General features: G+C 37.3%; 18 protein-coding genes and 1 pseudogene. 13 read left to right on the forward strand and 6 right to left on the reverse strand.

All coding sequences use genetic code 11. From position 1 onward, the window contains the following. Window positions 1–120: 120 nt before the first annotated feature. A complete protein-coding gene (locus ACFQZ9_RS10300; protein WP_498943693.1) occupies window positions 121–1,119 on the forward strand; it encodes a zinc-dependent alcohol dehydrogenase family protein in 999 nt (332 codons plus the stop codon). A gap of 799 nt (window positions 1,120–1,918) precedes the next feature. Here ACFQZ9_RS10300 and ACFQZ9_RS10305 read toward each other — a convergent pair. Beyond that, window positions 1,919–3,352, reverse strand: a complete 1,434-nt coding sequence (locus ACFQZ9_RS10305; protein WP_498943694.1) for an MDR family MFS transporter — start codon at window positions 3,350–3,352, stop codon at window positions 1,919–1,921. Between the two features lie 420 nt (window positions 3,353–3,772). On the opposite strand from ACFQZ9_RS10305, the gene ACFQZ9_RS10310 reads away from it, so the two are divergent. The 3 genes from ACFQZ9_RS10310 to ACFQZ9_RS10320 all read left to right on the forward strand — a co-directional run bounded on the left by ACFQZ9_RS10310 (window position 3,773) and on the right by ACFQZ9_RS10320 (window position 4,752). After that, window positions 3,773–3,937, forward strand: a complete 165-nt coding sequence (locus ACFQZ9_RS10310) for a hypothetical protein (RefSeq protein WP_498943695.1) — start codon at window positions 3,773–3,775, stop codon at window positions 3,935–3,937. A gap of 180 nt (window positions 3,938–4,117) precedes the next feature. After that, entirely contained in the window at window positions 4,118–4,393 is a 276-nt protein-coding gene (locus ACFQZ9_RS10315) for a hypothetical protein (protein WP_498943696.1), read from the forward strand. Between the two features lie 11 nt (window positions 4,394–4,404). Beyond that, window positions 4,405–4,752, forward strand: a complete 348-nt coding sequence (locus ACFQZ9_RS10320) for a phosphoribosyl-dephospho-CoA transferase MdcG domain-containing protein (RefSeq protein WP_498943697.1) — start codon at window positions 4,405–4,407, stop codon at window positions 4,750–4,752. Between the two features lie 835 nt (window positions 4,753–5,587). Here the strand turns inward: ACFQZ9_RS10320 and ACFQZ9_RS10325 are convergent. Further along, window positions 5,588–7,591, reverse strand: a complete 2,004-nt coding sequence (locus tag ACFQZ9_RS10325) for a glycosyltransferase (RefSeq protein ID WP_498943698.1) — start codon at window positions 7,589–7,591, stop codon at window positions 5,588–5,590. 365 nt (window positions 7,592–7,956) lie between these two features. Further along, the gene (locus ACFQZ9_RS10330) at window positions 7,957–8,256 is read right to left on the reverse strand and encodes an efflux RND transporter permease subunit (protein WP_498943699.1); all 300 of its coding nucleotides are present in this window, start codon (window positions 8,254–8,256) and stop codon (window positions 7,957–7,959) included. A 932-nt stretch (window positions 8,257–9,188) separates the two neighbouring features. On the opposite strand from ACFQZ9_RS10330, the gene ACFQZ9_RS10335 reads away from it, so the two are divergent. Continuing rightward, a complete protein-coding gene (locus ACFQZ9_RS10335) occupies window positions 9,189–11,471 on the forward strand; it encodes a PBP1A family penicillin-binding protein (RefSeq protein WP_498943700.1) in 2,283 nt (760 codons plus the stop codon). 159 nt (window positions 11,472–11,630) lie between these two features. Continuing rightward, window positions 11,631–11,821, forward strand: a pseudogene (locus tag ACFQZ9_RS10340) (IS3 family transposase); the annotation flags it as partial. A gap of 18 nt (window positions 11,822–11,839) precedes the next feature. On the opposite strand, the gene sigH reads toward ACFQZ9_RS10340, so the two are convergent. Continuing rightward, window positions 11,840–12,487 carry a sigma-70 family RNA polymerase sigma factor gene (gene sigH, locus ACFQZ9_RS10345; protein ID WP_498943701.1) on the reverse strand — a complete coding sequence of 216 codons (648 nt, stop codon included), beginning with the start codon at window positions 12,485–12,487 and terminating at the stop codon, window positions 11,840–11,842. Window positions 12,488–13,525: 1,038 nt separating this feature from the next. Here sigH and ACFQZ9_RS10350 point away from each other — a divergent pair. The 5 genes from ACFQZ9_RS10350 (at window position 13,526) to ACFQZ9_RS10370 (ending at window position 19,012) form a co-directional block, all read left to right on the forward strand. After that, entirely contained in the window at window positions 13,526–14,299 is a 774-nt protein-coding gene (locus ACFQZ9_RS10350; RefSeq protein WP_498943702.1) for a reverse transcriptase domain-containing protein, read from the forward strand. A gap of 533 nt (window positions 14,300–14,832) precedes the next feature. Further along, window positions 14,833–16,020: a group II intron reverse transcriptase/maturase gene (ltrA, locus tag ACFQZ9_RS10355; protein ID WP_498943703.1), complete on the forward strand. Its 1,188-nt coding sequence runs from the start codon at window positions 14,833–14,835 to the stop codon at window positions 16,018–16,020. 98 nt (window positions 16,021–16,118) lie between these two features. Continuing rightward, entirely contained in the window at window positions 16,119–16,637 is a 519-nt protein-coding gene (locus ACFQZ9_RS10360) for a hypothetical protein (RefSeq protein WP_498943704.1), read from the forward strand. Between the two features lie 77 nt (window positions 16,638–16,714). Next, window positions 16,715–17,548, forward strand: a complete 834-nt coding sequence (locus ACFQZ9_RS10365) for a deoxyribonuclease IV (RefSeq protein WP_498943705.1) — start codon at window positions 16,715–16,717, stop codon at window positions 17,546–17,548. 171 nt (window positions 17,549–17,719) lie between these two features. Then, window positions 17,720–19,012: a serine hydrolase domain-containing protein gene (locus ACFQZ9_RS10370; RefSeq protein ID WP_498943706.1), complete on the forward strand. Its 1,293-nt coding sequence runs from the start codon at window positions 17,720–17,722 to the stop codon at window positions 19,010–19,012. A 354-nt stretch (window positions 19,013–19,366) separates the two neighbouring features. Here the strand turns inward: ACFQZ9_RS10370 and ACFQZ9_RS10375 are convergent, their stop codons facing one another. Continuing rightward, window positions 19,367–19,924, reverse strand: a complete 558-nt coding sequence (locus tag ACFQZ9_RS10375) for a GNAT family N-acetyltransferase (protein ID WP_498943707.1) — start codon at window positions 19,922–19,924, stop codon at window positions 19,367–19,369. A gap of 75 nt (window positions 19,925–19,999) precedes the next feature. Between ACFQZ9_RS10375 and ACFQZ9_RS10380 the strand changes: the two genes are divergently transcribed. Both ACFQZ9_RS10380 and ACFQZ9_RS10385 read left to right on the forward strand, forming a co-directional pair. Then, a complete protein-coding gene (locus tag ACFQZ9_RS10380) occupies window positions 20,000–20,722 on the forward strand; it encodes an NAD-dependent protein deacylase (protein ID WP_498943708.1) in 723 nt (240 codons plus the stop codon). A gap of 86 nt (window positions 20,723–20,808) precedes the next feature. After that, window positions 20,809–21,708, forward strand: coding sequence for a GNAT family N-acetyltransferase (locus ACFQZ9_RS10385; RefSeq protein WP_498943709.1), 900 nt, complete (start codon window positions 20,809–20,811; stop codon window positions 21,706–21,708). Window positions 21,709–21,749: 41 nt separating this feature from the next. On the opposite strand, the gene ACFQZ9_RS10390 is transcribed toward ACFQZ9_RS10385, so the two are convergent. After that, window positions 21,750–22,547, reverse strand: coding sequence for a GNAT family N-acetyltransferase (locus ACFQZ9_RS10390; protein WP_498943710.1), 798 nt, complete (start codon window positions 22,545–22,547; stop codon window positions 21,750–21,752). Window positions 22,548–22,653 lie beyond the last annotated feature (106 nt).

Here is a 22,653-nt window from a genome sequence, read left to right on the forward strand (position 1 = left end):
TGCCCTCGAAAATGCAACCAAAGTTTAAATCTTTTTACTTTTCACACTACTTACCTTTAAGATGTTACTTAGAGACATTTTCTTATTTTTAGGTAAAACAAATTAAAAGGAGTGACTAGAGTGAAATCACAAATAATTCAATCCTTTGGTGATGCATCAGTATTTAAATTAAAAGAGATTTCAAAACCTGAACTGAAACCCAGGCATGTACTTATTCAAGTAAAGGCTACAAGTGTCAATCCAATTGATATTAAAGTCCGTGCTGGTGCAGTTCCAGCCGTTGCGCCCGAGTTTCCAGCAGTTTTACATGGAGATGTGGCAGGGGTGGTAGTTTCAGTGGGTGAAGGAGTAACCGAGTTTAAAATTGGCGATGAGGTGTTTGGATGCGCGGGTGGATTTAGAGGGACGACTGGCGGCGCACTTGCAAAGTTTATGCTAGCAGATGTTGATTTACTTGCTCATAAGCCGAAAAATTTGACGATGGAAGAAGCCGCAGCTTTACCACTAGTTACCATCACCGCTTGGGAAGCTTTATTTAATCGTGCAAGGCTTATACCTGGGCAAGATCTATTGATCCATGGAGCCACCGGAGGTGTAGGACACATCGCCATTCAACTAGCCAAATGGGGAGGAGCGACAGTCTATACAACTGCCTCTTCGCAAGAAAAACTCGAGATTGGCAAGCGCCTTGGTGCTGATGGAACCATTAATTATCGAGAAGAAAGCGTTCGCGACTATGTACAAAAATATACAAACGGAAAAGGATTTGACGTGGTGTTTGACACGGTAGGGGGCGAAAACCTTGATCGCTCTTTTGAAGCGGCAGCGGTACATGGAACGGTATTAGCTATTGCTGCGCGTTCGACACACGACCTCTCTCCCGTGCATTCGAAGGGACTTTCTCTTCATGTTACATTTATACTGTTGAAGATATTAAACAAAGAGATGCATAAACATTATGGAGAAATTTTAAAGAAGGTTGCTAGGGTGGTCGAAGAAGAGAAACTTCGTCCGCTTTTGGATTCAAACATTTTTACGTTTGATGAAGTCTCAGAAGCCCATGAGTACATGGAGTCAGGTAAGGCTATAGGAAAAGTTGTTTTGAAAAATAGTTGGTAATCTTATTGAAAATAGAAATAAGATTACCAACTTTACGTTCATTAAAAAGTAGATGGTCAATAGAATCTCTATAAGATTCTCAATGTACCGTCTGCTTTTATTTTTAATTGAGTGGGATTTAATGGTTTTCAGTTGCAAAATCATTCTTATAAACAAATGTTTTACTATGAATGCATGAGATATAGGGATGAAATTGGCCAAGATAAAATTGATCAACTTCAACGTATATTTAATGTACTACCATATAAGAATGTAGAGGAAATACAACCGGATAGTTTTAGTAATTCCATACTCAATTCTAAACTCATTTCCTCTAATAGTTTCGACTTCTTTTCGATTCTTGAAAGTACAATTCGTGAAGCGGATCGAAAATATAATTATTTTGTATAGTTATGTCAATCACATTTTCTTTTATTTTGTTAATAGCTTAAAGAAAAAGAATGAATTCTGTTGTAATTAAATTTGTAAAATACTTGTCAAACAAGTGGAATTGAATATGTAATTTGGCAATTTATAATATTGCCTATATCATAATTGAAGAAATTAAAAAAGCCAGGAGCTTACCTGGCTTAGTCACAATGGAAATGAGCTGGAAACATACTGGTTGAAGGTAATTATTTTATATATAATACTGCATATGTGGAGTTTAGTTTTGGGTATTTGCCTATTTTATAAAATATGGGCGTCCAACGGAGCATAATAGACACCTTTAGTAACTAATAGACACCCTAAATAGATACGTAGAAATACATAATTTATGAAAATAGGGGGGCCAGTTGCAGGCTCCCTTTTGAAAACATTAATGCATCGAATTGATCGCCTCATGGTTGACGATGACACGGCGGATAAAGAATGCTAGAACCAGACTGAGCAGCGTTACGATCATTGCAAACAAGAACACGTGCTGTGAGCCGAACGTCATTGCGTTAGCCATCTCGGTCGGTTGGGTTGGAGCAGGGGATACGTGCTTATACTTCTCCATACCGCTCGTTAGGATAATGATTGCAATAGTTGTTCCTATTGCACCAGCGACCTGCTGCAGTGTGTTCATGACTGCCGTACCGTGTGGATAAAGCTCCGGCGGCAGCTGATTTAGGCCGTTCGTCTGCGCAGGCATCCAGACCATGGAAATGCCGACCATTAGTCCGATATGCAAGGCGACAATAAAAGCAATTGAAGATGAAGGTGATATGCTGGAAAGACACCATAACATAATCGCGACGACGACGAGGCCGGAAATAACAAGCCATTTCGGCCCATATTTGTCGAACAAACTCCCCATGCGAGGTGACAGAATTCCGTTCAGCGCGCTACCTGGCAACAACAATAGCCCAGCAGTAAACGCGGATAGTTTCATACCGTTTTGAAGAAACATTGGCAGAATAATCATGCTTGACAGGATTATCATCATACAAGACAGTACCATAAGCAGCCCAACGATATACATTGGATACTTAAATACACCAAGGTCCATCATCGGCTCACGCATAAATATCTGCCTTAAAGTGAACAGCACGAGTGCAGCCAGCCCGATTGCAATGGAAGAGACCACGGCCGGGCTGGTCCAGACTTCCGCCCCTTCACCCGCCTTGCTAAAGCCAAAGACAATGCCGCCAAAGCCGAACGTTGAAAATATGACAGAAAGTAGATCAATTCGAGGCTTCGTGACTACGGTAACATTTTCTAAATACTTCAGCCCTACTAAAAGCCCTATCACTAAAAACGGCAGAGATAGCCAGAAGATGTAGTGCCATGTTAAATATTCGATTAGAAGACCTGCCACGGTCGGACCAATGGCTGGTGCGAACATAATCACAAGTCCGACGAAACCCATCGCCGCCCCCCGCTTCTCTGGTGGATATACGACGAGGATCGTATTGAACATAAGTGGAATCAGCAGGCCCATGCCGACCGCTTGAAGAACACGAGCGACCATAAGCATTTCGAAATTGAACGATAGAGCCGCAATCAATGTGCCTACGATGGAGCTAACCAGCGAACCGATAAACAATTGCCTGGTCGTAAACCATTGGAGGAGCAACCCAGTCATCGGCATCAAAATGCCGAGAGTGAGCAGGAACCCCGTCGTCAACCACTGTGCGGTAGCAGCCGAAATTTGGAAGACGACCATTAAATTACTAATCGCAATGTTGAGAGCAGTCTCACTGAACATGCCAACGAAACCGCAGATAAGTAGTGACGCCATGATAGCACGCGTATTGTATTGCTTCATTTTTGGATTCCACTTCCCTCTGATATCTATTTTTACACTCCTATATTTGTGTTACCTGTTAAATTTTAGTGTCCACAATTATCCAAGTCAATAAGAGAACACTGTAAGGGGAGCTCTTCTTTTTTTGAAAATTTTTTTATTGTTCCTGTTTCTTTCACTAAATATCTAATTTCAATATGTGCTAAATTCAAATTAACATTATATGTAAGCTCGGACAAATTAAGATATATAATCCAAGTGCCACCACCAAACGGTTAGCAAGGAAGAGGGATTAGGCAGGATAATAAAATAGAAGATAAAAAGTGAAGACTTGGAACCGAGGAAATTTTTAGTGAAGTGTGCAGACACTTATGCAACAGCGAGGCAAAAAGGACATCCTGTTATTGGGTTGATTGTAGAAACGCTATTTCAGGCGGCTTTTTGGCGCATGGGCTACAGTCGAATCGAATTATTGCATTAGACGATGAAAAAATTACGATTCAATCGATTTCCAAAGCTTTGGCTGCCCGAAATACAAAACGTTGCAGAACTGGAGGAAGCGACGAAAAAGGTACCTGCGATGGCATAGGATGTTCGCAGCTATAGTACATTAGGTGCAAAATACAAACTAGTTTCAAATATTAATCCTGATCAACCAACAGACACAGAGCAAAATATTGAAGAAATAGAACAAACTTTGGTTGAAGCGATTAATAGTGTGAAGGGCACTGTAACAGATTTAAATTTTTCGGCTAAAAACAAAATCAGCATAAGCTGGGGGACGTGTTGCAACAATCAAGGTCGGAAGCTGTTGAAAGAACAATGGTAATTCGACCACATGATCTTATAGAAATATCAGAGCTATCCCTATTGAAATGGAATGAAGGGAATGATTGGGTAGGTCCCTCTTTGGAACGTACTCCCTTCGTAGTTGTTCGACGTACGGAAAGGTCAAATCAGGATTATATCCCCTTTGGAATTCGGGGATATAAGCACAATCAGCGTGAAGCTGCATTCTTCATCAAAATGGTATTAAAAACATCCTTTCTCCTTATTGGCTGAAAGAACAAAAAATGTGGCAAAAATTAAATTGTGAAAGAAAACAGACGCCTGTCATAGCTGTGATGGATTTAGTAATGGAAATCAGGGCAGATTGGCGCTGGGGTCCTACTGGGAGTGCCGTTTTGGAAATAGCTACAGGATTTCCAGCTTTGAAAGTAACAAGTGATCTCGATCTGGTTATAGATGCGCCGCAGGAATTTAATTTTTACAAAGCAAAAAAACTGCTTCAAAAATTAGATACATTAAGTATTCGTATTGATATTCAAGGGGAGACGGGGAACGGTGCGTTTTTATTACGAGAATTTATTGAGCAACGTACGAAAACGGTGGTTCTACGCACAAAATTGGTCCCAAGCTAGTCAGAAATCCATGGGATATTACCTTTTTATCCAAAACAAAACTTTGACAGTAAGAGTAAAATAATAAAAAAATGGAGAAATATAATTCAAAAAACAAAAAATTACTCTTTTTCCCGAGTGTAAACTAGTAACTTGGGATTTTATTATATTTATAAGTTGAACTAATGATTTATCGTAAATACTTTTAAGTTACAGTCAATACCATTTTCTCTCTTATAGATTTGTAAGTAGACCTTTAACCAACCACGTAACCAAAACATTTCAGATGGTCCTTCGACCCAAAAAAACTACATTAGATAAAAGCACATCCCCAGTTAATTACACCTAATTCAAGGTCGTGTCGAAATTATCGATCCATTTTGTATTATGTTAATATTGCCCATTATGGATTTGAAGAAGGAGAAGTGTCTATTGAATTAATTGAATAAGAAGAGGTTCTTAAAGTATTAAAAATTAATCCAAACCCATTTGTAATTATTGATTCAGATAATACCGGTGTTGGTACAGCAAAATTTCAAAGAATGCTAAGAATTGCAAGGAAATTAAATGATATAAATCAATATAATCCTAAATTTAAACATCTGTATCTTAGTGAAATCGATGAAAATAGCATACACCAAATCTCAAATTTAAGGGTTCTTAAGGGACGAGAACTAGAAAATTACGCTCACCCAAAATTATTAAAGGAAATATATGAAAACCGTTCAAAATGTTTACTAAACAGTTTGATGTGGATTGGGATTCTAACCCATGGCGGGCCGATGGATTCCCCGATTGCGGACAATCGGCATGAGTGCAATCCCTTAAGGGGTTGCACTTTTTTAAAATAAAATTATTAGTCCCCTATTTCCTTTATTTCCAAAGATAAATTACCATATGGTTTGGTGAAATATCCTTTTGCCTGTGATGATTTATTATTCGCTTCAAATAGAACTTCCTTTTCAATTTTTTTAGCTTGTTCTTTTTTGTTTACACCAAAGCGAATTGTTTTTGAATAATCACCCATTTTTAAAATAATTGAAAAGTACCAATAGCCAGTGTTTAAATGATATTCATTTAAAGGTTTCAGTAATTGTAATGATTTTTCGATTTTATATACATATGGACGAATTTGTTGGAAAGAAACATCCGTTATAAAAGAAATAGCTCGATCACGTTCTTTAATTAATAGCTGTACTTCAGGTCTTGGGTGATAAGATCCTGGATGGATTTCCATCGAGAGCAGGGCTTTAAAGTGAAAATGATTGTCTTGATCCCAATAGCTATCTTCCAATTCTACTTTTGTAAATGATTTTACAGTGGACCCAATATCAAAACTAAGATTATCATAGTCTTTCGTATAGTAGGGGATTACTGGAATTAATTTGTCGCCTACATCGGTAAAGGATGTTAAAAATTTATTGGCGACGGATTCTATTCGTTCCTTTCCAATACGAACCCTTTTTTTATACCCATCGACTTTTAGTTCAATAAATAAATCTAAAGGACTTAGTTCGGAAAGAACTGACATGCATTCTTTAAATTCTAATTTTAAAAGAAAACCGCTATTTGTAACAGCATGGTTTGGAATTTTGTATTCCGCCAATTGTTCGTTGTTTAATGAAAAGATTGATACCGGAAATGCCATTTCTTCTTTTGTTTGCCGATTAACCAGAATGGCTGAAGCCGTTTGTGAATCGCTTTTTATATAGGATGAATAAATATAACCGTTGATTACTATATTCTGACCATTCCAATCAATGGAGAGTATTTTGTATGACACCTTGTTATCATTCGTAATATCTCTAAATGTAATGGGCAGGTCTAGATTAGGTGGATGGTTAAGAATAATTCTTCCATTTACGACCTCTCCTAATAAATTGTCTTCATTTGAAAGGAACTGAATCAACCCATTTAGATTGCTTTCTTTTATAAAAAAAAGACGTGCTCTAATTTTATCCGTTAGTTGTTGTTCAATTTCCTCAGTGATATTTTTTTCTACAAATATTTTTAACTCTGTTAACCATAATTCTTTTTCCTCAAAAGACGAGTTTTCTATACAAAATGTTTTACTTCGCCCTGTATTAAATTCTCTTTTAAGATATTTAACTAACAAAATATCTCTTTTTTCTTTATCGGGGCTATAGGTATGAATCATATCAATTGCATTGTTTATTGTTTGATAAAATTCCTTTGGATTGACCTGAATGGAAGATGCATGATTTCGATTAACATCTTGAACGACATAATAGCTAGGGTAGTCTGCCACAATTGAAATTCCATTCGCTAAAATATAGGCCTTTAACATAAAAGGCTGATCTTCAGCCGTAGCTGTTCCGATAGGAAACCAAATGTTTTCATCCCTTAAAAAAGAACTTCTAAACATTTTAGTGGGACCTAATGTATTTATAATAGTTGATTGATATATATCCGTTTTCTTTTGATTAAACTGAAACATCGATTTTGCCACATCTCTGCCGTTGACCCCAACCATTTTTCCTAAAATAATATCTGTTTGATTGGATACACCCATTTTATACAAGCGTTCTATGGCCTCTGGACCTAAATAGTCATCAATATCGACGAAAAAGATATATTCACCTGATGCCATCTCAATCATTTTATTTCGAGGTAAACCAGGGCCTCCTGAATTATCTTGGTGAAGTAAAATCATGTTACTAAGCTTTTGTGAGTAATGTTCTAAGATTTCTCCACTTTTGTCTGTTGAACCATCATTTACAACGATGATCTCAATGTCTTCTTGGAGCATGGTTTGAGCTAGTATTGAATCTAAACATGTGCTGATATATTTTTCAGAGTTATAAACGGGGATACCAATTGTTACTTTTACGTTCTTCATATTGCACCTCGTAGGATGATATTCAGTTGTCCAAGCCTGAGCTCTTAAATATTGTACAAATCTTACTAAAATTAATTATTAAATCTTCATTAATATTTAAAACAATTAAGCTTAAGAATATTATTTAAAGAAGTATATAACGTATTTTTTAGACTAAGGTCTGTGGTGAATCGTCCTATTATTGGGCGGATTTAATAGAAAATATCATCCATCTTTTGGAGAATACAAGGGTAATCGTGAGATTTTCCTTTCTATTGGAGATATATTACTCAGTATTCCACTATCAATCTGCTTAAAACATATGAAAACCACCGACATTTTGTAGGTGGTTTTCATAACTAATATATTCGAACTACATAATGTTTTTAGCTGACACTTTTAGCAGTGGTTGAAATAGTTTTTGATGTAGATTTTTTATGCAACCATTCATAAATAATCGGAATAATTATAAAGCTGTTGATTGTTGATGCTACCATACCACTAATTACCACAATGCCAAGTGTTTGAGAAATAACTGTATCCGCATTATGTGAAAATGCAAGTGGTAACAAAGTTAGGATTGTTGCTACTGCTGTCATAAAAATAGGTCTAATCATTGAAAGACTACATTCATTACAGCCTCTTTTACACCACTCCTCCTTTTCGATTTCTTTCAATTTTATCAATTAATACAATACCGTTTGTAACCACAATACCTGTAAGCATCAGAACCCCAATTAATGCAGCTTTAGAGAAATGTGCTGGCTCGATTATCTTAATGATTTTTCTGAAACCGATGAAATGAATACAAGCGTAAAGGTTTATTTTTATTTTTTGGATTTGATTGTATTGTGTATGGTTGGATTTGTTCCAAGCAAAATGATGTAGATATTTAATTTCCACTTCACTCTTATTGTGACTTCCTTATCAACAATTGGAATGGCTATTTTTAGCTTCAAATACTCTAAATTTTTTACCAATATATTCAAATACCTAAGAGAAAAAGAGTATTCTTTAGTTAATGCTGTCGTCGGTATCGAAGAAACACAAAGGGAAGATAGTAGGGCTTATTTTATAATGAAAATTGAGCCTTATAAAAAATTACAATAAAATAATATGAAATTGACTCAAATATGTAAAGATACGGAAAAATTATTTCTACTCATTTTTATGTATAATGTCTATGAAAAACTAAACAAAACTATAAATGCTTGTTTATGAAATAATAATTGTAACGTTCAGCCGTTAGCATTTGTAGACGTTCATTTCAACTTTAGACCCTCAGATAGAGTAGGAGTATAGGGGAGGGTTAGTTTGAAGGATTTTGTTATTTGTTCTTCTTTATAGAAGGATTTAAATGAGAGGAAATAATGATAGAGCTAGATGTTAAAAAGGAACAGGTTATGCAAGAAATAATAGAAAAGATTGAACAGCGTAAATACCTTATTTCGAAAGACGTAAATGGATGATTAGATTTTTACTAATTTAATTCGTTATAGACGGATTTTACATGAAAGTAATGTACTAAAATCAGTCTCTCATCAGTCAGAGATAAGTTATTGATAACTGCTTCTTTTTAAATCAACTTTTAGTAACTTACACGTAGGAGAGAAGATGAATGTCAGAAGAAACGTATCGTTCTCGTCACGAACGAAAACAAGCTGTAAAAATAAGACAAAATCAAAAAAAAAGTAATAAAACGCCAAAAAAAGCATCCTTGTTGAAAAAAGTGTTAATTTCCTGTTTGGTGCTGGGATTTGTTTCGTCAGGAGTAGGTGCCATTACCTTCGCTACTATGATTAAAGATGCGCCTAAATTAAATTCTTCAAAACTAGTAGATCCACTACCAACAAAATTTTATGATAAAGAAGGGAATTTCATTTATGAATACGGTAAAGAAAATCGAACGAAAATTACGTATACTCAAGTTCCAAAAGTGTTGGAACACGCATTTATTGCTACCGAAGACGCAAATTTTTATAAAAATGACGGTATAGATTTTAAACGGACCGCTATAGCGATTTTCAAGAATCTAACCGGGCACTTCGGTTCTCAGGGCGGTAGTACCATAACACAGCAGGTAATTAAAAACTCCTTTTTGTCTCCAAAGAAAACCATAAAGCGAAAGGTAAGAGAATGGTACTTGGCGTATCAATTGGACAAAAAATATTCTAAACAGGATATTTTAACGATGTATTTAAACAAGATCTACCTTGGAGATGGGGCCTATGGAGTGGCCGCTGCTGCAAAAACTTACTACGGAATTGATGCAAATAATTTAAATAAATTAACGCTTCCGGAGGCTGCTATGCTGGGAGGGCTCCCACAAAGTCCAACTAATTACGATCCGTCTAAACCAGCAAATAGAGAGGCTGCCACCAATCGACGTAATCTTGTGTTAAGCTCCATGCATAAACAGGGCTATATTACAGAGAAACAAATGCAGGAAGCGATGAAAGTACCCGTAACGGAGGGCCTTGTTCCGAAAACCACTCAACAAGGTATTCCTTATGAAGCATTTTTTGATGCAGCTGTTAAAGAAGTGGAAGGAAAACTTAAAAGTGTAGACATCAGCACAGATGGATTATCTATTTATACCACTTTAGATCCAAAAGCACAGGATTATGCGGATAAAATGATGAACACAAATAATATCATTGCTTATCCTAATTCTAAGTTTCAAGGTTCATTTGTTTTTTTAGATACAAAAACTGGTGAAGTCCGGGCAATAGGGAGCGGACGAAATGAATATAAAGGAACATTTCTAGGAAACAACTTTGCAATTGATATAAAACGTCAACCAGGTTCTTCGTTTAAGCCGATTTTTGATTATGGTCCCGCGATTGAATATTTGAAATGGTCAACTGCTCACCAAATCAATGATCAGCCGACAACGTATACAAATGGTCAATCTATTTCAAATTGGGATAATCAATATCACGGGATGTTGTCAATACGGACGGCACTACAATATTCTTATAATATCCCTGCGCTTCTTACTCTTCGTGAGGTTGGCATGGATAAGGCAAAGAATTTTGCAGAAAACCTCGGTATTCCTTTTAATAACAACCAAGTGTACGAATCCTACGCGATTGGAAGTAATACAGTTAATCCTTTAGAAAAGGCAGGGGCCTACAGTGCTTTTGGAAATGAAGGAGTATACAATCAACCGCATTTTGTCCAAAAAGTAGTCTTTCCTGATGGCAAAGTTATGAGCTTTACGCCACAGCCAAACCGTGTTATGCATGATTACACAGCCTATATGGTAACAGATATGTTACGTACAGTCGTAAACTCTGGAACTGGAAAAACGGCAAATGTCCCAGGATTGGATATTTCTGGTAAAACAGGTACAACCAATTTTGACCATAAGACCAGTGCTCAATTTGGGTATCCATCCAACGCAGTAAATGATAGTTGGTTTGCGGGTTATACCCCACAATACACGATGGCTGTATGGACTGGGTATGTGAATAACGGTCCAGGCAACTATATGCTTGGAGATACTACCAAAATCTCGCAACTAATGTTTAAGGACATGATGCAAGCGTTTGGAACAGATTCAACCAGCTTTAAGCAGCCAAGTGACGTTAATAGAGTGAATAATGAACTGTACGTTAAAGGAGGAAATTCTGACGATGCTCCGAACCAGAATAAGGAGCATGTTACAAGCTATGATTCAAATTCTCAAGATTGGCAGGAGATGCTTCAGACAATCTCTTCTGCTATTGGAATAAATCAAAGCAATATAACTGTATGGTGGTTAGGGAACGACAAAAGCAACCCAGGCGGCTCAGTTGGGATTGTATCAGCAAAAGGAAATGGCACGCAAAAATATCGTGTGTATGTCCAATGGGATGGTTCAAGCTATAAAGCAACAAAGGTTGAACCAGCTTCATAAAAAGGAAAAGGGGCTGTCCGATAATTTCTAAAAAAAAGCAAGTGAAGAAAAACGGATAGTATTTCTCCACTTGCTTTTGTATTTTTATAATTTTTTTCTGAAAGTATCTGGCGGATGCCTGCTACTTTTAGTTTATTTTGGGCTAAAGCCACAATTTGAGGGAATTGTTGGGATAACGCTCCACAAGAGTCTTTTTTTGGCCATTTTAAGGATGAGGCATTTATAAACCAGTGTAATTCTTTAGAAGAACAAAAAAAGAAATAAGGCGTTATATGATCTACTATAACAATTTTAGTTATCAATGGAATTTAAAGAAAATGACCCCTTTTCACTTCATGTACAATCAATAATCTTAAAATTTTTATGTGCTAAACATTTACGAACGAATCTATATCTATGGTATGTTCTATTTTTCTTTTCACTCTTTGTAAAGCATTATCTATTGATTTTATATGTGTATTTAACTCCTCCGACATTTCTACATACGATTGTCCGTCTAAATAAAGGGCTAACACTTTTCTTTCTAGTTCACTCAATAACTTAGTTAACTTTAATTTAAATTCACAATCCATTTCTTTATTTAACACCAACGACATAGGATCGCTATTACTAGTACAAGGAATCAAGTCCATAAATGTAACAGAACCATCTTCCTCATATACAGGCTTATCTAAAGAAATATAAGAATTTAGAGGTTTGTGCTTTTGTCGGGTAGCGTGTTTAACAGCAGTAATCAATTGTCTTTTGATGCACATATCAGCAAATGAAAGAAATGAGGACGTTTTTTCTTTCTGGTAATCCCTAATTGCTTTGTACAATCCAATCATTCCTTCTTGCACAATATCTTCTCTGTCTCCACCTATCAAAAAGTATTTACTTGACCTTGAACGGACAAAGTTCTTATATTTAAAGATTAATCGTTCTAACGATTCACTATGTCCGTTATGTATATTATCTATTAATATCTCATCTTCAAGCTCATTGTTTACTTGAATCCCATTAACACATATCGCCATTCTTACCACCCTTTCGCCCAGAGTCAGTTGTTAATTTAATGAAAGCGTTATTAAATAATAGTAACTTAAACTACCTCTTTTATAAATGGAGATTCGTTATTAATGATAGACGAATTACGACAAAATATGAAAACTCTAATTGTTGTACTATCTCCAATTTATATCTATATTCTAATACAGAAATATGCACTAATTAACTTGATGAAAAATCTCCTTCCAATGTAAGTAATAAATAACCAACATTTTTACAATGCCATAGTTCGCAAAAGTACACTTACGAACGTTTTATAGTAGTTAGTTTTAAAATTTCCAACTTCTCCTTATTGATAGATTTTTATATTTGGATAAAATTAACTGTAAATATTCAACTTACTTTCAATTTTTCAGGATAAGGTAACCCGTCAAATAGTGAATTGTTATCTACAGTTGAAATGAGGAAATGGTATGCAAAAAGACACTTTAGAAAATAAAAATTTTATAGAGACGGAACTTCGGCAGCCCTTTTTATTCCGCTAAAGGGGCAGGTGTGCGGCCGAGCCTAGGTCGTATCATATAGCGGGTGGGATTCCCGCCGAGTAAGAACTAGCCATTCGCTCGTAGCGAGTCTTGGAGGGCTAAAGGTAACTTTAGTCTTTAAGCGTAGACAGTTAGGTGGCGGGCCGAAAGCTAAGTGGTTGAAGGGATTGAGCTCCATAAACTTTAGTAAAACCGAGAGGGCTGATGCCTTACCTGCGTGCAGAAAGCAACATTTTATCCATCGTCAAAGGCAAGAAGGATAAAACCTCTCTGGAGTCAGAGACCTTGGCACGTTACACATTGATATGATACGGCAACTCGGGAGACCCTACCGGTCTTTTCTACTTTATAGAAGAGTATGGTGTACAAGCGATAACAAGCAAGGAAACCAAATGCCGTGTAGGGAGTCGGATAGCAGCGTAGTACCAATGAAGTTGGGTAATGCCGATGGAGGGAAGGCTAGCTACCAGTTATCACCCTTACTAGGGACACATTTACTACACACAGAGGTAGGAATAATAAATGGAAACAAAACTAATAAGGATAGCAGAATTAGCAAAATCTGAGCCTAGAATGAAATTTACATCACTTGCACACTTATTAAATGAGCAATCCTTAACACAGTGTCATCATGAACTACCTAATAAAAAGGCGACTGGTGTTAATGGAACGACTAAAGAACAATACAGTGAAAGCATGGAAGAAAACATAAAGGATTTAGTAAGTAGGCTTAAAAGCAAAAGTTATCGACCTGTTCCAGTAAGAAGAATGTATATTCCAAAACTTAATTCAAACAAGAAAAGGCCTTTGGGGATACCTGAACATGAAGATAAAATAGTACAAAAGGGTATTACTAAAATACTAAATACCATCTATGAAAATGACTTCCTAGATTGTTCATTTGGGTTCCGTCCTAATCGAAACTGCCATGATGCCCTGAAAATACTGAACCATTATATTGAGAAAAGGTCAGTAAGTTATGTAGTGGATGTAGATATCAAAGGTTTCTTTGACAACGTTGACCACAAATGGATGATAGAGTTCTTGAAACTCCGAATCGCTGACACTAACCTACTAAGAATAATAAGTAGGTTTCTTAAAGGTGGATACATGGAGGAAGGGAAGAAGTACAAGACAGACAATGGTACACCGCAAGGTGGAGTAATATCTCCGATATTAGCCAACGTATATCTCCATTATGTTCTCGACTTATGGTTTGAGAAAGTGGTTAGGAAACAATGTAAAGGACAGGCATACATAGTAAGATACGCAGATGACTGTGTGCCACGAAAGTAAGCAAAGTGTGCCTGACGGCACATTCAGCAAGCTGTGCTGCACTCAAGATGAGAGTTGGCCTCTCGCAATCGCTATACAGGTAGAGATTGCAAACCACCCTAAGGTGCTATAGTCAAAAGCTATGGTATTGAGCGTTAGGGAAAAGGCAGAGCGAGACTTTGTCAGGTACATATTAAGGAGACGAAAACCATTGAACCGCTGAAGAAGTATCGAAAGCGTAGGGATGTCATCAAAACTGAGGGGGAGTCGTTAACTCAGGATAAGTTCGGAGGAAACCTGTTTACTGTCCGTTCGGTGACCGGTATAAAGGCGGCGTGAACTTAATATAGGCTTGGGTGTGGAACGTGGGAACCTACGACATGGATGCCAAGGGAGAGATTTCAAGTGGAAGCCCCACAAGAATCAGAGTACCAATGCCATGTATAGGGGCGGAATAACTCGTAGTAGCTATGAAACCTCCTAACGGAGATGGAGCAAAGGGGTTATGTTATTCAGTTTTATTAACAGGTCAACCATTAAAGTGGGAGGAACTTATGAATAAAACAAAGCCGTACAATATATCTAAAAAGGCAGTCTATGAAGCCTTTCTTAGGGTAAAAGCAAATAAAGGGTCAGCAGGAATTGATGAAGAGTCAATAGCAGAATTCGAAATGAACCTAAAGGATAATCTCTATAAACTCTGGAATAGGATGTCCTCAGGAAGTTATTTTCCACCAGCCGTTAAAGCGGTTGACATACCAAAGAAAGCTGGAGGTACTAGAACATTAGGAATCCCAACGGTAACGGATAGAATTGCACAAATGGTTGTGAAATTGTACTTCGAGCCGTCAGTAGAACCTTTCTTTCATGAAGATTCTTATGGATATAGACCTAATAAAAGTGCCATCCAAGCAATTGAGATTACTCGTAAAAGATGTTGGAGATTTAATTGGGTTCTTGAATTCGATATTAAAGGCTTATTCGATAATATTGATCATGACTTACTAATGAGAGCAGTTGAAATGCATACACAAATTAAATGGGTTAAGTTATACATCAATAGATGGCTGAAGGCACCTTTTCAAATGAAAGATGGAATAAATGAACGTACATCCGGCACACCGCAAGGTGGGGTCATAAGTCCAGTATTGGCAAATGTATTTCTACATTACACATTTGATAAATGGATGTCTATTAAACACCCAAACAATCCGTTCGCAAGATATGCGGATGACGCAGTCATCCATTGCAAGACAGAAGTTGAAGCAGAGGGTCTTCTTAAATCTCTAAACAAAAGAATGAACGACTGTAAACTTGAACTACATCCAACTAAAACAAGAATTGTATATTGTCAGGATGCAGATAGGAAAGGAAAGTATGAAAACATCGCATTTGATTTCCTAGGATACACGTTCAGACCAAGGCTGTCCAAGAACAGATGGGGAAAACATTTTATAAACTTTACACCTGCCATTAGTAACAAAGCAAAGAAATCAATTCGGCAAAAAGTAAGGGACTGGAAACTTCAGCTGAAAGCTGAAAAGGACCTTACGGACCTATCAAATATGTTTAACTCAAAAATCATAGGCTGGATTAACTTCTATGGCAAGTTCTACAAATCCGAAATGTACTCAACGTTAAGGCATATTAACAAAGCCTTAATTATGTGGGCAAGAAAGAAATACAAAAGGTTAGCTCGTCACAAGAAAAGAGATAAGCTATATTCAGTAAATGATGACTAGGAGGAGCCGTGTGCATTAATAGTGCAAGCACGGTTCTCTTCTACTCGACTAGTTGAACAATCGTCATTAGCTTTCCTAATGAAAAAGGAGGAGAGTATTTGGAGATTAAATTAAGCCGACAGATTTTTAATTCTCTTGAAGATTCACAACTCGTAAGAGCATGTTTTGAACCGCTTATCCCGCTCATTCGCGGGAAAAGTAATAAGGTAAAAGAGGAGATTTACGATCAGTTAACAGCCGAGCAAAAGAAATTATTCATTTTTAATGCCTATTACAACCACGCATGCAATTCATTGGCTGAATTTTACTGGTGGAGTGCCTTTTATTTGGCCCAACCGAAAATATGGTCTGAACTAAAAAGCGTACTGCGATATTTCAATACGGATGGAATGCTGAAGATCCTTTTTGAGATGGAACAGATTCTTAAAATACAAAACCACTCCAAAGAAGTAGAAAATTTTAATGTTTTATATAATGACCTCGACCATAATCCAGAGCTGTATTCATTTGTTAGTCCCCTTTTTAAAAATTTCAACGAAGTCTCTCATGCAACCTTAAATTTAATTGGGAAGGCGATCAGGAACAACCCCACGGCGTTTATCCTTTTTGATGAATAGGGATATTTTGGTCCAAGAATAAAATTTGGAAATTAGCAAACTCTATTTTTACAAGAAGATGATTGGGCGGGGTTTATATGAAATTTGGTTGTCATATCAGCATTAAAAATGGATATCTAGGAGCGGCTAAACGGGCGGTTGCATCTGGTGCATCCGCTTTTCAATATTTTCCGAAAAACCCGAGAAGTCTTTCGGTTAAAGATTTTGATTTGGAAGATACGGTCAGCTGTAAAAGTTTTTGCGAAGAGCATGGGCTAATTTCCGTTGCCCATACACCCTATCCTACAAGTCTTACGCCAACGGAGGATAAACGGGAATTAACGATTTTCTCCTTGTTAAATGATTTGGAGATTGCTAACACATGTGGCTCGGTAGGGGTAGTTGTGCATTTTGGCAGTCAAATCAGCAAAACAGATCCACTGGCCAGCTATCACTTGATGCTCGATATGTTAAATTCGGTTCTTCGCCAGTGGGACGGGGACTGTCTGGTATTATTAGAAAATAATGCGGGGACGAAAGGGGCACTTGGCACCACATTTGAAGAATTGGTCCAAGTCAAGAATTTATGTGAATATCCGGAGAAAATCGGTTTTTGTCTCGATACTTGTCATGCTTTTGCAAGTGGACTCTGGAACGGTGAAAATGCTGAGGAATTATTTGCAAAAGGCCAAGAATTGGGTTATTGGGAAGAGTTGAAAATTATACATTTGAATAACTCGAAATATCCAACCGGTTCAAAGAAAGACCGTCATGCCAATATTTTTGGCCCTGGTCATATTAACGAAGAGCAATTCGAAACCTTCATACCTTCGACACTTTTAAGGGAGATTCCTTTTATTTTAGAAACACCGGATGACGAGGGGATTAGTCATAAAGTGGAGATTGAGATGCTTAAGAGGAAATGGGGGTGAATTGCAAATTGTCGATATCCCTTTAAAAAGTGTTGATAATTCTAGTTTTGTGTCGATAATTCCCCTCTAAAGAATATTGATATCGGCTAATAATGTGTTGAATAGCCCCAGCGAGTAAAGGATTTCCGCCTCCGATTGTCGAAATCCTTAAAATATAAGGGGGATTTAATCGTGAAATACAACTGGAATCAATTAGAAGCCTACATTAATGAAAAAATGAAACAAGAACATATTGCCGGAGCCGCAGTTGGAATGATGAAAAATGGTAGTATCATTTTTCAAAAAGGCTTTGGATACCGTGATCTAAAAGCACAATTACCGGTTACACCGGAAACAAATTTTGGAATTGCTTCCGTCACAAAGTCATTCACCGCATTGGCGATATTGGAAATGGAAGCGAAGGGATTGCTTTCAGTCGACGACCCGGTTCAAAAATTTCTTCCTGAGTTTAACCTTAAACAGGTAAAAGACATAGAAAGCATCAGCATCCATCACTTACTCTCCCATACAACCGGACTCCCACCGATTGAACGGAAAGAGTACCTAACTGAATTTAGCAAACACCTTTCCTATTTAGCAGAGTTAGAGATTAACATGTTGGGGAAACCAGGAGAATTTTTTAGTTATTGTAATGATATGTTTCTATTATTAGGTGCCATAATTGAAAAAATTTCCGGTAAACCGTACCATCAGTATATGACAGAAACCTATCTGCAGCCATTTCAAATGAATCGGTCTACCTATTATCTTGAAGAGCTTTTTCAAATGGAAAACGTATCGATCCCCTACGATTACAATCCAAAGGCAGGGCGATTAGAAAAGGTTGCATGGCCAACACTAGGAAACTATGAAGTTGGAGGTGGGATTCGTTCCAATGTAGTCGATTTGTTAAAATACGGTCATGTCTATTTAAATAACTCGTATACGAATAAAATGTGGAATCCTATACATAAAATTGGAAGAAATTCGTTTTATGGCTATGCCCTGAACGTAACTCCCAATTATGCAGAACAATATACCCTTGTTCAACATGGAGGCGGTCAACCGGGTGTGTCTTCAAATTTCGGCTTTATCCCAGAAGAAAATTTATTTGTAGTTGTATTAACAAATGTAGGCGGTGTCAGTGCTGGGGATCTATGGCTTGCAGCGGTTCATACTGCGTTAGGCCTTCCATTGGAAGAAAAGATAAGTGAAGAACCGGAATATGAAATGACTTTAGATGAAATGCGAAAGTTTCAAGGAATTTACTCCTCATTGGAAGGAGATCGGCTGAAGATCCAAATAGAGGGAATTCAAGCTTTTGCAGTTGTTGAAGAGCAGAAATATCATTTACGGGCAAGTGCTCCAGATACTTTGGTTATGATTCAAAATGAAAAGCTGCTTCGTTTCTTTTTCAATGAATTGAAGCAACCGTGGGCGGTTATGTATGGCTTGCGGATGTTGGTAAGAGAAAATGAATTTTAGAAGTAACTTCTGTTAATAAATGGATGTAGATGATATACTCAAAGTGATAATAGTGGTCTTAGTGACCGAACATGAAAAAAATCCGGTTCATCGGTCACCGAAGTCCAATGTCGATGCCCGACAGAGGAAAAATCCGGTGTCCATGGTAACCGAAGAGCAATCTCGATGCCCAGAAGAGCAATAATATGATGTCCGCGGTAACCGAAGACCAATCTCGATGCCCGACAGAGGAAAAATCCGGTGTCCATGGTAACTGAAGAGCAATCTCGATGCCCGGAAGAGCAAAAATATGATGTCCATGGTCATCGAAGATCGGCCTTAGTGCCCGACAATGCGCGAAAACTAGATCATCGATCACTGTGCCATTTTTAGAAATTCTTCCTTTAAAATCGCATACATTTTTAAATCCCAGTGATTTTCTTTAATAAACAAAGCTTTTTTCATGATACCTTCAAGAGACATGCCTGCTTTTTCCATGACTCGAGCAGACCCAATGTTTTGAACAAAACACCTTGCTTGGATCCGCACTAAATCCATTTCTTCAAAGCCATATTGAATAATTTTCTTTGCAGCCTCCGTGATGATTCCCTTTCCCCAATAATTTGGTGAAAGAACATAGCCAATTTCCGCTATCTTATGGTGCTGCTGCCAGGAAACAAAGTCAATCGATCCAATCATTTTGCTCGTTTCTTTGTATTCAATTCCCCACGGCGCAATTTTCTTTTGCTCATATTGATTTAAAGCAAAATCAATAAACACCTGTGAGTCCGCTAACGTCCGGTGTGTATTCCATGTAACATATTTGGTTACCTCTTCAATGGAACCATAGGAAAAGATGTCTTCCAGATCTTCCTGCGTTACTTTTCTAAGAATGAGCCTTTCTGTTTCTAAAACAGGTAACTCGAAATCCATAAACCCACCTTCTTAATGTTAGTTATTTCCATTATATATGAAACTGGTAAAATATAAAGTAAGGGGGAAGCGAAAATGGACGATAAAATTCAAATTTTAAAACAGTGGCTAGAGGAATCGAATTATACCGTTATATTTACAGGGGCAGGAATGTCCACGGAGAGCGGATTACCTGATTTTCGCTCCGCTTCATCCGGTTTATGGAAAGATCAAGATCCTATGAGACTAGTAAGTACCGAAGCGATGCAAAATAATCGCTATGAGTTTATTGAATTCTATCAAAATCGGATTGAAAAGATTGATAAGTATAAGCCCAATATCGGGCATGAAGTTCTAGCTCAATGGGAACGGGAAGGGAAACTTAACGCGATTATTACCCAAAACGTGGATGGCTTTCATCAGGAAGCAGGCAGTAAAAATGTAGCCGAATTACATGGCTCATTAAGAACCTGTCATTGTTTAGAGTGCCGAGATATTTTTCCAATCGCGAGATTTATGGAGCAAAATTTATCCTGTGAATGTGGTGGATTCATCCGCCCATCTATTGTCCTGTTTGGCGAAAGACTGCCGGAAGCAGCTTTAATACAAGCAGCACGGGAAACAAAGAAAGCTGAGCTGTTTATTGTTCTCGGTTCCTCCTTAAATGTCTCACCGGCAAACTTTTTTCCGCAAGAAGCAAAAGAGAATGAAGCAAAACTCGTCATTATCAATATGGAGCCAACGGGAATGGATGATGTAGCTGATTTGATGATTTATCACAGGAAAATTGGCGAGGTATTACAGGAATTAATTCAATAGATTTTTTAAAAAATATACGGAACGACCTTTCTCATAGAAATATATTTTCAGGGAAAGTGCGAACAGGAAGATTGGGGGTCTTATAGATGAAAACGTCAAACGATCAAACAAGTTTTATGGTAGACAAATCGAAAATAAGCTATCATAGATGTTCTGAGGTAGAGGATCATTTTATTCATCAAGCCTTTCAAGATGGTTTTTCGGATTATATGATAAAAATGGAAATTTCAGAGCAGGATTTTATCCAGCGCTTTTTTGGTCCTGAAGGCAATTCAAGAGATACCTCCTTCATCGCTTTTTATGAACAACAGCCTGTGGGAGTAATATTGGGCGGCATTAAAAAGTATGAAACCATTAAAACGATGAGATGTGGAACATTGGCGATTCACCCTGATTTTAGAGGAAAGGGCATCAGCCAAAAGCTATTTGGCCTCCATAAAGAAGAAGCAATTAAGCAGGGATGTAAGCAGCTTTTTCTTGAAGTAATCGTCGGGAATGACCGAGCGATTCATTTTTATAAAAAATTAGGCTACGAAAAAATCTATGATATTGTATATTACTCAAATCAAGATTTATCGGGACTAAAAATTATTTTAGAAACAAAATCAGCAGCGATCATAAGAAGTTTGGATTTTAATGATTTTCAAACGCATATTCAAAAATGGACCTATCATATTAACTGGCAGAATGATATCGATTTTTTAGAAAAATTGACCGATAATTATTATTTTGGGGCCTACCAAAACGAAGAATTAGTTGGTTGTCTATCCATCAATTCGAATGGCGGGATTAGTTTATTAATGGTGGATAAAAATGTAAGAGGACAGGGCATTGCAACATTGCTTTTGCAAACCGCCTGCAAAAATCTCGATTTATCAAAAATGTCTACTGGATTTCCGAACAATAGTTTACTTGAGGGTTTTTATAAAATGCATGGTTTTCAAAAAGGAAACCTCGCACAATATGAGATGTATCTGATCCTTTAATAGGAAAAAAGCATTGGTTGAAGTGACCAATGCTTTTTTCTTTAGACAAACAAATATTCCTTCATTTCCCCATATTTACTAAATCCGAGTTTCTCGTAAAGCCGCAGCCCGGCTGGGGTTGCATGGAGAATCGCGGTATGATATCCATCAAGTTTCGCTTTTAAGAGTAACGCTGTCATAATATCCATACCGATGCCTTTTCCTTGGAAGTCCAGTAAGGTGGCTACATTGTATATTCCTGCTATTCCATTACGGTAATAAAGCGTTGCAGTCGAAACTACTGTGTCATCTACATAACCAACAAAATTGACGATATTGGGATCCTCTTTATGGATTAGTTCACCAATCGGCTCAAGAAATTGCTTTGGAATACCGAATGAAGTGCAGGCACATTGAGAGAAATTTACTGCATCTCTTTTCATACCGATTGTTTGTATGGTTAGTTCAGGAAGCGGTGGTGTGAGCGGTTGAAAGGTGTCCAAGTTGATCGCCATCAAGATCGTACCAGGAATTTGCTGGGCACCATTTTCGAGCAATACTGACCCGATTTCAACTGGTTCATCATGGTCCCAGATGCGCCAAAGAAAAGGGATTTGCTGGCTTTTGTAATCGTTTACAATTGAATCTACAAATCTATGAACGTCCTGAACGACATTTGTTTTTAATATATTGTTAAATAAAGGGTGTTTAAGTGGCGATTTAATTCGAAAACAATTTTCGTTCTCGATCACTTGAAGTGCATCGGATAATCCTCCCCAGGTATGCATAAGGCCAATCATATTATCCTGTGTTAATTTAATTACTTCAGGAACGGTCAAATCTTCCAAGGAAAAATTCATTCACGTACCCCCTTTTTCTCATCCTATGGATATGTTCCTAGTTTGTCTTTAGAACCATTTCACAAAAAAACAGAAGATTGACACTAATAAAAATGCCCTATACAAT

This window comes from Neobacillus sp. GCM10027624 (assembly GCF_042675345.1).
Lineage (GTDB): Bacteria > Bacillota > Bacilli > Bacillales > Cytobacillaceae > Neobacillus > Neobacillus cucumis_D.

Bases quoted from the DNA above. Each gene is read 5' to 3' on its own strand.
- ACFQZ9_RS10305 (WP_498943694.1), bottom strand. From the start codon at position 3,352: ATGAAGCAATACAATACGCGTGCTATCATGGCGTCACTACTTATCTGC.
- ACFQZ9_RS10320 (WP_498943697.1), top strand. From the start codon at position 4,405: ATGTGGCAAAAATTAAATTGTGAAAGAAAACAGACGCCTGTCATAGCT.
- ACFQZ9_RS10325 (WP_498943698.1), bottom strand. From the start codon at position 7,591: ATGAAGAACGTAAAAGTAACAATTGGTATCCCCGTTTATAACTCTGAA.
- ACFQZ9_RS10335 (WP_498943700.1), top strand. From the start codon at position 9,189: ATGTCAGAAGAAACGTATCGTTCTCGTCACGAACGAAAACAAGCTGTA.
- sigH (WP_498943701.1), bottom strand. From the start codon at position 12,487: ATGGCGATATGTGTTAATGGGATTCAAGTAAACAATGAGCTTGAAGAT.
- ACFQZ9_RS10350 (WP_498943702.1), top strand. From the start codon at position 13,526: ATGGAAACAAAACTAATAAGGATAGCAGAATTAGCAAAATCTGAGCCT.
- ltrA (WP_498943703.1), top strand. From the start codon at position 14,833: ATGAATAAAACAAAGCCGTACAATATATCTAAAAAGGCAGTCTATGAA.
- ACFQZ9_RS10365 (WP_498943705.1), top strand. From the start codon at position 16,715: ATGAAATTTGGTTGTCATATCAGCATTAAAAATGGATATCTAGGAGCG.
- ACFQZ9_RS10375 (WP_498943707.1), bottom strand. From the start codon at position 19,924: ATGGATTTCGAGTTACCTGTTTTAGAAACAGAAAGGCTCATTCTTAGA.
- ACFQZ9_RS10380 (WP_498943708.1), top strand. From the start codon at position 20,000: ATGGACGATAAAATTCAAATTTTAAAACAGTGGCTAGAGGAATCGAAT.
- ACFQZ9_RS10385 (WP_498943709.1), top strand. From the start codon at position 20,809: ATGAAAACGTCAAACGATCAAACAAGTTTTATGGTAGACAAATCGAAA.
- ACFQZ9_RS10390 (WP_498943710.1), bottom strand. From the start codon at position 22,547: ATGAATTTTTCCTTGGAAGATTTGACCGTTCCTGAAGTAATTAAATTA.